Origin of the sequence: Streptomyces sp. NPDC004126 (assembly GCF_050275515.1) — a bacterium.
In the GTDB taxonomy this organism is placed as follows: Bacteria; Actinomycetota; Actinomycetes; order Streptomycetales; family Streptomycetaceae; genus Streptomyces.
This window is the reverse complement of sequence record NZ_JBNNPF010000101.1, coordinates 1-12,606: the sequence shown is the minus strand read 5'-3', so window position 1 is coordinate 12,606 and position 12,606 is coordinate 1. Positions and strand designations below refer to the sequence as shown.

Annotated in this window: 7 protein-coding genes; 4 read left to right on the top strand and 3 right to left on the bottom strand. The window is 74.2% G+C overall.

Features of this window, described 5'->3' with window-relative positions; all coding sequences use genetic code 11:
- Positions 1-318: 318 nt before the first annotated feature.
- Positions 319-3,528, top strand: coding sequence for a BTAD domain-containing putative transcriptional regulator (locus ACQKM2_RS39995; protein WP_427718941.1), 3,210 nt, complete (start codon positions 319-321; stop codon positions 3,526-3,528).
- Here the strand turns inward: ACQKM2_RS39995 and ACQKM2_RS39990 are convergent.
- Both ACQKM2_RS39990 and ACQKM2_RS39985 read right to left on the bottom strand, forming a co-directional pair.
- The gene (locus tag ACQKM2_RS39990) at positions 3,515-5,476 is read right to left on the bottom strand and encodes a sigma-70 family RNA polymerase sigma factor (RefSeq protein ID WP_427718938.1); all 1,962 of its coding nucleotides are present in this window, start codon (positions 5,474-5,476) and stop codon (positions 3,515-3,517) included. The two genes, ACQKM2_RS39995 and ACQKM2_RS39990, sit on opposite strands and share 14 nt — an antisense overlap.
- Before the next feature lie 262 nt (positions 5,477-5,738).
- Positions 5,739-6,506: a TetR/AcrR family transcriptional regulator gene (locus tag ACQKM2_RS39985; RefSeq protein WP_427718935.1), complete on the bottom strand. Its 768-nt coding sequence runs from the start codon at positions 6,504-6,506 to the stop codon at positions 5,739-5,741.
- Between the two features lie 342 nt (positions 6,507-6,848).
- Between ACQKM2_RS39985 and ACQKM2_RS39980 the strand changes: the two genes are divergently transcribed.
- A complete protein-coding gene (locus tag ACQKM2_RS39980) occupies positions 6,849-8,267 on the top strand; it encodes an NAD(P)/FAD-dependent oxidoreductase (RefSeq protein WP_427718933.1) in 1,419 nt (472 codons plus the stop codon).
- Between the two features lie 182 nt (positions 8,268-8,449).
- Positions 8,450-10,177: an ATP-binding SpoIIE family protein phosphatase gene (locus ACQKM2_RS39975; protein WP_427718944.1), complete on the top strand. Its 1,728-nt coding sequence runs from the start codon at positions 8,450-8,452 to the stop codon at positions 10,175-10,177.
- Between the two features lie 68 nt (positions 10,178-10,245).
- Here the strand turns inward: ACQKM2_RS39975 and ACQKM2_RS39970 are convergent, their stop codons facing one another.
- On the bottom strand, positions 10,246-11,532 hold the full coding sequence (locus tag ACQKM2_RS39970; protein WP_427718942.1) for an MFS transporter: 1,287 nt from the start codon (positions 11,530-11,532) through the stop codon (positions 10,246-10,248).
- Positions 11,533-11,664: 132 nt separating this feature from the next.
- Between ACQKM2_RS39970 and ACQKM2_RS39965 the strand changes: the two genes are divergently transcribed.
- Positions 11,665-12,201 carry a MarR family winged helix-turn-helix transcriptional regulator gene (locus ACQKM2_RS39965; protein ID WP_007265422.1) on the top strand — a complete coding sequence of 179 codons (537 nt, stop codon included), beginning with the start codon at positions 11,665-11,667 and terminating at the stop codon, positions 12,199-12,201.
- The last annotated feature ends 405 nt before the right edge of the window (positions 12,202-12,606 follow it).

Genomic DNA, 12,606 nt, shown 5'->3' with positions numbered 1-12,606 from the left:
CCCGCCCCGCCGGGCCGCCGCGGCGGCCACCCGCGGCGCGGGCGCCCACGCGGCGTCCCGGCCCCCGGCCCCGGGCCCGGGCCCGGCCCCGGCCACGAGCCTCGGTCCCCGGGCCCCGGTCTCGGCCCCCGCCTCGGCCCACGAGCCTCGGCCCCCGGGCCCACGAGCCTCGGCCCCCGGGCCCACGAGCCTCGGCCTCCGGGCCCCGGTCCCGGTCCCGGCCTCGGTCCTCGGGCCGGCCTCGGCCAGGGCGCGGCCCCGCCCAAGGGCCCCGAAAACCCCCACCCACCCCCGGCAGGGGCAAGGCAGAATTGCCCGGTGCGCTACCAAATCCTCGGCCCCACCCAGGCCCAAGACGACTCCGGCGCCCCCCTCACCCCAGGCGGCGCCCGCCTGCGCGCGCTCCTCACCGCCCTCGCCCTCCGCGCCGGCGACCCGGCCGCCGCGTCCGTCGCCGACCTGGTCGACGAGGTCTGGGGCGACGACCCGCCCCAGGACGCCCCCGCCGCCCTCCAGGCCCTCGTGGCCCGCCTGCGCCGCACCCTCGGCCCCGGCCGGCTCACGACCGACCCCGCCGGCGGCTACCGCCTCACCGCCGCCCGCGACGACGTCGACCTCCACCGCTTCACCCGCCTCGCGGCCCTCGGCGCCGAGCAGCTGGCCGCCGACCCCGCCACCGCCGCCACCACCCTCCGCGAGGCCCTCGCGCTGTGGCGCGGACCCGCCCTCGCCGACCTCCCCGAACCCGCCCGCACCGCGTACGCCGCCGCCTCCGAGGCCCGCCGCTCCGGCGCCCGCCGGGACCGCGTCGAGGCGGACCTGCGCAGCGGCGCCACCGCGCCCGCCGCACTCCTGCCGGAGATCGAGGCGCTGATCCGGGAGCATCCGTACGACGAACCACTGCGCGCCCAGCAGCTCCGCGCCCTGCGCGCGGCGGGCCGCTCCGCCGACGCCCTCGCCGCCTACGAGCGCACCCGCCGCGACCTCGCCGAGGACCTCGGCGCCGACCCCGGGCCCGAGCTGCGCGCCCTGCACGCGGAGCTCCTCCAGGCACCGCCGCCCCCGCCCGCACCCCCGCAGCCCCGCGGGAACATCCGCCCCCGCCTTACCTCCTTCGTCGGCCGCGAGCCCGAACTCGCCGCCCTCGCCGCCGACCTGGACCGCGTACGCCTCGTCACGCTCACCGGCCCCGGCGGCTCCGGCAAGACCCGTCTCGCCGAGCACGCGGCCGCCGCCCGCCCCGATTCCGGCTGGATCGTCGAACTCGCCCGCCTCGACCACCCCGGCGCCGTCCCCGGCGCCGTCCTCAGCGCCCTCGGCCTGCGCGAGAACAGCCTCGTCGCCCGCGAGAAGACCCCCGCCGACGACGATCCCACCGCCGCCCTCCTCGAACACTGCGCGCACCGCCGCCTGCTCCTCGTCCTCGACAACTGCGAGCACGTCATCGGCGCCGCCGCCGAACTCGCCGAACGCCTCCTCACCCACTGCCCCGGCGTCCGGATCCTGGCCACCAGCCGCGAGCCCCTCGGCGTCCCCGGAGAGTTCCTGCGCCCCCTCGAACCGCTGCCGCCCGGCCCCGCGCACCGCCTCTTCGCCGACCGGGCCGCCGCCGCCCGCCCCGGCTTCGACCCCGGCGACGACCCGGCCGCCGCGGCCGAGATCTGCCGCCGCCTGGACGGCCTGCCGCTCGCCATCGAGCTGGCCGCCGCCCGGCTGCGCCTCCTCACCCCCCGCCAGATCGCCGACCGGCTGGACGACCGCTTCCGCCTCCTGACCGGCGGCGCCCGCACCGTCCTGCCCCGCCAGCAGACCCTGCGCGCCGTCGTCGACTGGTCCTGGGACCTCCTCGACACCGCCGAACGCACCGTCCTCGCCCGCCTGTCCGCCTTCGCGGGCGGCTGCGACCTGGAGGCCGCCGAGGCCGTCTGCGCGGACGGCGACACCCGCGACGACGTCGCCGGCACCATGGCGGCCCTCGTCGACAAGTCCCTCGTCGGCGCCGAACCCGACCCCGACGGCATGCGCTACCGCCTCCTGGAGACCATCCACGAGTACGCCGCCGAACGCCTCGCCGAGGACCCCGCCGACGCCCGCGCCACCGCCCTGCGGCACGCCGAGTACTACCTCGCCCTCACCGAACGGGCCGAGCCGCTGCTGCGCTCCGGGGACCAGCTCCCCTGGATCCGCCGCTTCGAGACCGAGCTCGACAACCTGCGCTCGGCCCTCCACACCGCCATCGAGGAGGAGGCGGACCCCGTCGGCACCGGGATCGCCCAGCGCATGCTGGCCGGCCTCGGCTGGTTCTGGTGGCTGCGCGACTACCGTGCCGAGGGCGCCGACTGGACCGCCCGGATCCTCGCCCGGACCCCCGTCGAACCGGCCGAGGGCACCCCGGAGTACTGGCCCTACATGCGGCTGCGCATGCTCCACATGTTCCTGCTCGCCGAGAGCGCGGGCGCGGACCGCTTCCGTACGCCCGAACACCGCGTACAGGCCGCCCGGATCAAGGAGGTCTTCCGCCACGGCTCCCCGGAGACCACCCGCTTCCCCGGCATGCTGTGGCCCGCGATCTGCTTCCTCACCGGCGACCTCGAACACTTCCACGAGAGCGTCGACGAGTCGATCGCCAACTGCCGCCGCCACGCCGGGGACTGGGAGACCGCCATCCCCCTGCTGATGCGCACCCACTTCGCCATCGACATGGCCGGCGGCCTCTCCACCGTGGACGCGGACCTCGCCGAACTCGACGCGATCGCCCACCGGCTCGGCGACCGCTGGATCCGCGCCCAGGTCGCCAGCGCCGCCGGGGAAGCCGCCCTCTCGCGCAGCCAGTACGGCGCCGCCCGCGCCGCCTACGAGGAGTGCCTGCGCCTGGCCCGGGAGGTGGGGGCCCGCATCGAGGCGCCCTTCGCGATCGCCCGCATCGCCGAGGTGGAGTACTGCGCGGGAAACTACGAAGCCGCCGAGAAGCTCCTCGCGGAGGCCGACCGCGAGGCGGACGAGCAGGGCGGGGTGTACGACGTGAACACCTTCAGCCGGTTCCTGTCCGCCACCCTGGCCCTCCAGCGCGGCGACCTCGCCCGGGCCCGCACCGAGTCCGCCGCCGCCCGCGCCGCGGGGGAGCGGATCAACGTGCCGGCCCAGTTCACCGCCGGGCTGGACCTCATCGAAACCGTCCTGGCCGCCCGCGAGAACGGCCCGGAGGCGGGCCTGGCCCGGATCGGCGGGACCCTCGCCGGGGCGGTGGCCGAGCACTGCGCGGAACGCGTCCTGGCCGGCATCGCCGAGACGGCGTCACTGTTCCTCGCCGACGCAGGCCGTCCCGAGGAGAGCGTACGGATCCTCGCGGCGGCCTCCGCCTGGCGCTCGGGCCAGCCCCGCTCGGTCCCGGAGGCGGCCGCCCTGGAAGGGCTCCCGGAACGCACCCTCGCCGCTCTCGGCGAGGCCGGCCGGGCCCGGGCGGAGGCCGAGGGCCGGACCCTGACCCCGGCGGAGGTCGTCTCCCTGCTCGGCCTCAGCGGCAGCTGATCACCGCGTCGGCCCAGCTGGCCAGCGTCGGGAGGTGCCCCTGCCCGGCCTGCTCCACCACCAGCCGCAGGGTCGAACGCCCGGCCAGCGGCACCTGGACCGGCACCGGGGCGTCGTCGTACCCGAGGGCGTCCGAACGCCACAGCCGCTGCCCGTCGCCGTAGACGGAGAACCGCACCGTCCCGTCGGTCGGCATCGACAGCCCGTCCACCCCGGCCCGCGCGGAGAAGCCCGTGCACTGCCGGTTGAGGGTGATCTCCACCGCGGAGCGGGAGTGCACGGTGATCCCCTGCCCGAACCGCTGCCCGCCCACCATCAGCCCCCACCGCTGCCACACCCAGCTGCTGCGCCAGGTCTCCAGCTCGGGACCGGTGTGCCGGCCGACCACGGAGTGCCCGAGCCCGGCGAGCGGGAACCCCTGCGGCGGCTGCGGTGGCGGCGGTGTCGTCGGCCGGGCCCGCGTGGGCGACGGCGTCGGCGTGGGGGAGGGCTTCGGCCGCGGGCTCGCCGGAGCGGACGGCGGCGCGGCCGTCGCAGCCGGCGCCGAGGGCGCGGGAGCCGACGGCGAAGCGCTGCGCCGGGGCGGCACCGACCCCCGTGCCGCCGGCGACGGAGCTCCCGGCGGCACCGACTCCGGTGCGGCGGACGCGGACGGCGCGGGCACCTCGGGCGCCACCACCCCGGGCGCGGGCCCGGCATGCGGCTCGGGCTCGTCCCCGGTCAGCGCGAACACCACCCCGGCAGCGGCGGCGACCGCTATCCCGGCGGCGATGGCGGCCTTGGCCGGCAGCCCCAGCCCCTCGGAAACCACCGCACCCCCGGCCCCGCCGGCACCCCCGGCCCCGGCCCCGGCGCCACCGGCAGCCCCCGCACCCGCACCCGCGGCACCCGCCCCGGCCCCGGCCGACGACCCTCCCGCCGCTGCGGCGGCAGCACCCGCACCCCCGGCGGCGACGGCCCCGCCGGCCACCACCCCGGCCGCCTTCGCGGCGTACCCGGCGGCGAACCACCCGATGACCGCCACCGGCAGCAGCGCGGGAATGCCCGCGTTGACGTCCTTCAGCTCCCCGGCGGCCAGCCGGCACTTGGAGCACTCCTCCAGGTGCCCCCGCAGCCCCCGCTCGGCCCGCATGCGCAGCCCGCCCCGGGCGTACGCACCCAGCCGGTCGGCGTACCGCGCGCAGTCGCCGCCCGCGCTGAGCGCGGAACTCACATGGGCCTGGAGGTAGGCCTGCTTGAGGCCCTCCCGGGCCCGGCTGGCCAGCACCGCCGTCGCGTTGGCGCTCAGCCCGAACAGCGGGGCGATCGCGCTCGGCGAGGCCTCCTCGACGGTGGTGTGCCACAGCACGGCCTGCCACCGCTCGGGCAGGCTCCGGAAGGCCTGCATCGCGAGCGACCGCTCGGCTTCGCGCATCGCCCGGACATCGGCGCCCAGTTCGAGGGTGTCGTCCCCGGACAGCCCGCCGGCGCTCTCCGCACCCGCGGCCGCCTGCTCCGCGAACACCGCGAAGTCCTCGACCAGATGCTCCCGCCGGGCGGTCTTCGCCCAGGCGGCGGCGACCCGCCGCACGGTGGTCAGGAGATAGGCCCGCACCGACTGGTCCGGCCCGGCCCCGCCCCGTACCGCCTGCAGCGTCCGCGCGAACACCTCGGCGGTCAGGTCGTCGGCGGTGTGCCCGTCCCGGCAGCAGGTCCGCGCGTAGCGCCGTACCGCCTCGGCGTGCCGACGGAACAGCTCCTCGTACGCCCCGTCGTCACCGCCCCGCATCCGCGCGATCAAGTCGCCGTCCGAAGGAGGGAGTTCACCGCCGGGCGTGCCGGATGCGGCGTGCCTGCCGCCGCGTTCGCGCTGGGCCGGGACCTGCCGGGCGGGCAGGCTGCCCGCCCCGACCTCGGCGCCGGTGCCACCGACGCCATCGAGGGACTCGTCCCGCCCGTCAACGCTCATCGCGGAAGCCTCCGCACGACACACTCGAACCGGTACACCGATCCAGCCTGTCACACGGCGATGGCACCCCGGGGCCCTCTCCGCGGTATCCACCCATCCGGGGACAATCCGGCGAATCGCCGGACCGCTCCTCACCCCTTCGGGCGACCTGCCGTTCGAGGGCCCCCGTTGACGGGCCGGCCCCCCCCCCTGCGGGGGCCGGCCCGCCCACGGCTCGGGCCAGTGCCACGGCTGCCCGCCCCGGCCGGGCCGGGGCGACGGCTCACGCCGACCGGGAACGCAGTCCTTCGAGCAGGATGTCCAGCAGCCGGGCCGAAGCCGCGGCCTGCTGCGCCGGGTCCGGCAGCGCGGGCGCGGCGGTCGCTATCACCAGCAGCACATCGGCCACCGTGACGTCGGTCCGCAGCTCACCGGCCTCCCGCGCCCGGTCCACCAGCCGGCCGACGACCTCCAGCAGCGCGCCCGCTCCGGCGTCCTCCGAGGGCTCGTCCTCGACCGAGGTCCGCGCGCCCACGACACGCAGCTCCGCCGTACCCGCCGCGGCGGCCTGGCGCTGCTGCGGCACCCGGGCCGCGGCCTCGTCCGCCTCGTCCTCGGCGGCCGCGCCGACCCGCAGCACCTGCGGCGGCAGCAGCCGGCCCGCGCCGGAGGCCACGGAGGTGCGCAGGAAGCGCGACAGCGCCTGCCACGGCTCCTCCTCCTGGCCCAGGGCGGACTTGGCCTGCTCGGTCAGCCGGGCGGTCTCCTCCTCGGCTATCCGCCGGACCAGCACGTCCTTGCTGGGGAACCGCCGGTAGACGGTGCCGACGCCGACCCGCGCGCGCCGTGCCACGTCCTCCATCGGAGCCCCGTAGCCCAGCTCGCCGAAGACCTCCCGGGCCGCCCGCAGGACGTGCTCCAGGTTGCGCTGGGCGTCGACGCGCAGCGGCGTGGAACGGCCCACGCCGTGGGTGGTCGAGCCCGCCATCACGCGTCCGCCGGTCTCCGCGGACAGAGCGGTGACAGAGCCATGGAAATCGGAAATGTTCATATGTATCCCCCGGTAATCACTTGTCTCCCCCCGGAGACACTCCCCGCCTTCGTGTCGAGGGGGGCCACGGTCATGAGGGCCCTGGTCCTACATCCTCGACGAGATACGAACATAGTTGAGCCAGAGTCAATTCAGAAGAGGCAGCCGCCGACCGAGCACCGCCCGATCGGAGCATTCACCGCCACTTTTCCGCCGCAACTCCCCGGAATCGCCCCCTCCGGAGTCCTGACCTGCGCACTTTTAACGTGATCCGGATCTCCTGACAGGCCCGTCCCGCCACCCCCACCGGTCACACAATTTGCCGGGCCTGTGGACAAACTCCCGGCCACGATGCGTCATGGGATGGTGAAGGCTGCTAACTCCCGGGGCGACGACCCCGGTACCCCGCCCCGCACGCGCATCCTCGTCGTCGGCGGCGGCTACGTCGGCATGTACACGGCCCTGGGCCTCCAGCGGAAGCTGAGATCCGGCGAAGCCGAGATCACCGTGGTGACCCCCGAGCCCTACATGACGTACCAGCCCTTCCTCCCGGAAGCCGCCGCCGGCGCGATCTCACCCCGGCACGTCGTGATCCCCCTGCGCCGCGTCCTGGACCGCTGCCGCATCGTCATCGGCGAGGCCCGGAGCATCGACCACGCCAAGCGCACCGCGACCGTCACCACCCTCGCCACCGCCGAGGAGGGCGCCGGCGGCATCGAGATCGAATACGACGAACTCGTCCTCGCCCCCGGCTCCGTCTCCCGCACCCTCCCGATCCCGGGACTCGCCGACTACGGCATCGGATTCAAGACGGTGGAAGAGGCCATCGGCCTGCGCAACCACGTCATCGAACAGATGGACATCGCCTCCTCCACCCGCGACCCCGCAATCCGCGACGCCGCCCTCACCTTCGTCTTCGTCGGCGGCGGTTTCGCCGGCGTGGAGGCACTCGGCGAACTGGAGGACATGGCCCGATACGCGGCCCGCTACTACCACAACGTCAAGCCCGAGGACATGAAATGGGTCCTCGTCGAGGCCAGCGACCGGATCCTCCCCGAGGTCGGCACCGAAATGGGCGTCTACACCGTCCGTGAACTGCGCAGCCGCAATATCGACGTCCGCCTCGAGACCCGCCTCGAATCCTGCGAGAACCGCGTCGCCGTCCTCAGCGACGGCTCCCGCTTCCCCACCCGCACCATCGTCTGGACCGCCGGAGTCAAACCACACCCCGTCCTCGCCGCCACCGACCTCCCCAAGAACGAACGCGGACGCCTCAGCTGCACCTCCTTCCTCACCGTCGAAGGAGTCGAACACGCCTGGGCCGCCGGCGACGCCGCCGCCGTCCCCGACATCACCGCCGCGGAACCGGGCAGCGTCTGCGCCCCCAACGCCCAGCACGCCGTCCGCCAGGCCAAACAGCTCTCCGACAACCTCGTCGCCGCCCTGCGCGGCGAGCTCCTCACCGAGTACGCCCACAAGTACGTCGGCTCCGTCGCCTCCCTCGGCCTCCACAAGGGCGTCGCCCTGCTCTACGGCCGCAAGCTCAAGGGCTACCCCGCCTGGTTCATGCACCGCGCCTACCACCTCAGCCGCGTCCCCACCTTCAACCGCAAAATGCGCGTCCTCGCCGAATGGACCCTCGCGGGCCTCTTCAAACGCGAGATCGTCTCCCTCGGATCCCTCGAACACCCCAGGGCAGAATTCGAACTCGCCGCCGGCGGCGGCCACCGCCACCACCCGCCCAGGCCCGCTCCCGACCCCCCGCAGGACAAGCAGGGCTGACGTTGTCAGTGCCGTCGGCCACACTGGACGTGTGACCATAGGTGGGCTCACGCCTGCACACAGTGACATCCAGAGCGCCATCGACCGAGCGACACCGTCCAGCGCCCGACCCCAGGGGCACCTCCCGGCACCACCGGGAGGACACACCGCGACCACTTGCGACACCACGAGGCTTGAACGCAGTGAACTTCACGCGCTGGAGCGCCCGCTTCCCCGGCACGCGCCGCGCCGCCGCCCGGAACGAGAACGCCGCGGCCCAGGCAAAACGCGGTGAGGGCTCCGTCCCGGCAGCCCGCGGCGCCGCCGCCCACCCCGCCGCGCCCTCCGACGGCAGCCCCGCCGACGCCACCGTCCGCGGCACCGGCACGGCCCCGCTCCCCGCCGCGCCCGCCCTCGACGAGCTCCCCGTACGGGAAGTCCTCGGCCTCCTCCCGGCCCTCGTCGCCCTCGTCCACGGCCCCGAGCACCGCGTCGCCTACGTCAACGACGCCTACACCGCCGGCTTCGGCCCCCGCACCACCGGCGCCCCCGCCCGCGAAGCCCTCCCCGAACTCGGCGAGCTCGGCCTCCTCGAACTCCTCGACCAGGTCCAGCGCAGCGGCAAGCCCCGCACCGCCAAGAACCGCACCGCGCCCGGCGGCGGCAGCTCGTACACCGTCACCTGCACCCCCGTCGAGTTCCCCAAGGCCGCCGCCGACGGCGAGACGGACCCCGAGCACACCGGCATCCTCGTCCACCTCGCCGACGTCACCGACCACGCCGAAGCCGTCGACCGCCTCCGCGCCAGCGAACGCCGCCAGCGCGAAGCCGCCGTCACCCTCCAGCGCTCCCTCCTGCCCCAGGAACTCGAACAGCCCGACGACCTCCGCGTAGCCGCCACCTACCAGCCCGGCGGCACCGAAGCGGCCGTCGGCGGCGACTGGTACGACGTCATCACCCTCGGCGCCGGCCGCACCGCCCTCGTCATCGGCGACGTCATGGGCCGCGGAGTCCGCGCCGCCGCCGTCATGGGCCAGCTCCGCACCGCCGTCCGCGCCTACGCCCGCCTCGACCTCCCCCCGCACGAGGTCCTCCAGCTCCTCGACGGCCTCGCCGCCGAGATCGACGCCAGCCAGATCGCCACCTGCGTCTACGCCGTCCACGACCCCAACGAAGGACTGCTGGCCTACGCCTCCGCCGGCCACCTCCCCATCCTCGTCCGCGACGAGGACGGCACCGTACGCCGCGCCGCCGACCCCACCGGCCCCCCGCTCGGCACCGGCGGCTGGCTCCACAGCTCCGGCACCATCGCCCTCGGCCCCGGCTCCACCGCCGTCCTCTACACCGACGGCCTGGTCGAACGCCGCGGCGAGGACATCGACGAAGGCGTCGCCGCCCTCGAACGCGCCCTGGCCGGCGCCCAGGGCACCCCCGCGATCATCTGCGACCGCCTGATGCGCGCCCTCGGCGTGGACGCCGACCACGACGACGACGTCGCCGTCATGGTCCTCCAGCAGCCCGCCCGCACCGGCGTGGACGCCGAGCTCTTCCACAACGCCGCCCTCGAACTCCTCGGCGGCGTCGAGGCCGCCCCCCGCGCCCGCGCCTTCGCCCAGGGCGTCCTCAGCTCCTGGCGCTTCCCCGTCGAACTGTGCGACCTCGGCGTCCTGGCCGCGAGCGAGCTCGTCGCGAACTCCCTCCAGCACGGCACCCCGCCCATGCGGCTGCGCCTGCGCCGCACCGACCGCCGGCTGATCGTCGAGGTCACCGACGGGGACGACCACCTCCCGCGCCGCCGCCGCGCCGAACCGGCCGACGAGACCGGCCGCGGCATCTCGATCATCGCCACCATCGCCTCCGCCTGGGGCTCCCGCCGCACCCCCGGCGGCGGCAAGGCCGTCTGGTGCGAGTTCGCCCTCCCGGACAAGTAGCGACACCAAAAGGGGAGAGCCCCCGGTCCCGAAGGACCGGGGGCTCTCCCCACTTTTCGCCGTACCCCTTACGCGGACACCCGCTCCGCCGCCTGCTCCGAGGCGACCGCCGGCCCCTGCGCCACGACCCGGCTCACCACCGACGGGTTGTCCTGCACCGGGCTCAGCCGCCTGCCCAGCCGCAGCGCCAGCACCGAGATCCCCAGCGACACCACCACGAACACCCCGATGTAGAGCATCGGAATCCCCGCACCCAGCGGCACGCCCAGCGGCCCGAGCGCCAGCGCCATCTGCTTCACGAGGGCGAAGGCCGAGTTGTACTGCCCGACCGAGCCCTCGGGAGCCAGATCGGCCACCAGCGGAGCCAGCGTCGGCGACAGCATCGCCTCACCGATACCGAAGAGCGCGTACGTCGTGATGAACGCGGCGGCGGCCATCATCGCGCTGCCGTGCCCCAGCCCCGAGAACCCGGCGATCAGCCACGCCACCGTCCAGATCAGCCCGACCAGCGCGATCACCCGCGACCGGCGGCGCTTCTCGACCAGCCTCAGCACCACGAACTGCGCCACGACGATCGCACCCGTGTTGGCGGCCAGCGCGAACCCGAGGGTCGAGGGCGAGATCCCCGCGGCCTCGGTGCCGAAGGCCGCCAGACCCGACTCGAACTGCCCGTAGCAGGCGAAGAACAGGACGAACCCCAGCACGCACAGCTGCACCATCGCCTTGTGCCGCAGCAGCCGCTTCCAGCCGCCACCCGCCGGCACCGCGTCCTTGGCCATCGCGTCGCTGATGTTCTGGACGTGCGGCATCCGCACGGTGGCGATCACGACCGCCAGCACCAGGAACATGACGGCCTCGATGCCGAACAGCAGGGTGAAGCTGCCCGGACGGCTCTCGTCGACGATCTGGCCGCCGACGAGCCCGCCGATGCCCAGACCCAGGTTCTGCATGAAGAACTGGAGGGCGAAGGCACGCGTACGGGTCGACGGCGTCGAGCACCACACGATCATCGTGGCCAGCGCCGGCTGCATCACGGCCTGCCCGGCGCCCAGCGCCAGGGCCGACAGCAGGATCGGCACGATGCCGGTGGAGAGCCCGAGCGAGAGCGCACCCACCGAAGCGGCGACGGCCGCACCCATGACCACGGGGACCGGACCACGCCGGTCGATGACCCGGCCGGTGAAGGGCAGCGCGACGAGAGCACCCAGGGCGAAGGCCACGAACGCGCTCGTGGCCGCCATGGAACCCAGACCCCGCACCTGCGCCACATAGATGTAGAGGAACGGAACCGTGAAACCGATGCCGAACGCGGTCAGCGCGTTGCCGGCCTGGATCCGCCGCATCGCAGCGCCCATCACCTTGGTCACTTCTCACCTGCCTTGAGAGCCGAAGACTGAAGACTTCAGAACTTCATACCTAAACTTCGATGCTTAACTCTACACATCGAAGGAGTTAGATGCCAACGGGTTCGTGCGATACTTCGGGGCATGCCTGACACCCCCGACGGCGCGGCGCCCGTCCAAGAGCCGAGCCTCGATGAGCAGATCGCCGTCTACCAGCGCGAGTTCCAGGACCTCGACCCCCAGGTCGAGAAGGTGGTCTCGGCCCTGAGCCGGCTGAACCGCCGCATGAACGTCGCGTACGGCCGCCAGACCGCGGCCCTGGGCATCAGCAACGCGGAGTGGGAGGTCCTCAAGGCCCTCGTCATCTCCGGGGCGCCCTACCGGATGGGCCCGAGCGAGCTCGCGAAGCAGCTGGGCCTGACGCCGGCCGCGATGACCCACCGGATCGACCGCATGACGGCGGAGGGCCTGGTCACCCGCGAACGGGACGAGTCCAACCGGGTCCGAGTGATCGTCGAGCTGACGGACGAGGGCCGCAGCAAGTGGCTGGACGCGATGCGCGCGGCCACGGTCTTCGAGGAGGACCTCCTCCAGGACCTCTCCACCGCGGAGCGCGGGGTGCTGGGCGACATGCTCACCCGCCTCCTGGACCGCGTCGAGGAGCTCCAGTCCAGGGCCTGACGGCCCCTGACCTCCCGGGTTGACACGCCCCTCGCGGATCCGTAAGGTTCTCCGAGTTGCCCCGGAGCCGGAAGGTTCCGGAGTCAACGAATCCCGCCGCCTCGTAGCGGCAACCTACTCAGCACGGACTCCCACAGGGAACGAATTCGGCATGCCCGAATTCATTTCCGAAGGCCCGATTATCGGTTGCCGGGGAAATCCGCTAGAGTTCAGGTGTCGGAAGGGCCCAACAGCCCGGAAGACAAACCCCGCTGACTGGGGGTCAGGCCCGAAAGGATCTGATAGAGTCGGAACCGCCGGAAAGGGAAAGCGCGAAAGCGAAGGACCTGGAAAGCAAGCGAGAAAGACTCTGATAGAGTCTGAATCGCAAGAACGAAAGCCCGGAGGAAAGCCCGAGAGGGTGAG

What these genes read in the sequence shown, in the direction of transcription:
- ACQKM2_RS39990 (WP_427718938.1), bottom strand. Translation starts at nt 5,476, where the DNA reads ATGAGCGTTGACGGGCGGGACGAGTCCCTCGATGGCGTCGGTGGCACC.
- ACQKM2_RS39985 (WP_427718935.1), bottom strand. Translation starts at nt 6,506, where the DNA reads ATGAACATTTCCGATTTCCATGGCTCTGTCACCGCTCTGTCCGCGGAG.
- ACQKM2_RS39980 (WP_427718933.1), top strand. Translation starts at nt 6,849, where the DNA reads ATGGTGAAGGCTGCTAACTCCCGGGGCGACGACCCCGGTACCCCGCCC.
- ACQKM2_RS39970 (WP_427718942.1), bottom strand. Translation starts at nt 11,532, where the DNA reads ATGGGCGCTGCGATGCGGCGGATCCAGGCCGGCAACGCGCTGACCGCG.
- ACQKM2_RS39965 (WP_007265422.1), top strand. Translation starts at nt 11,665, where the DNA reads ATGCCTGACACCCCCGACGGCGCGGCGCCCGTCCAAGAGCCGAGCCTC.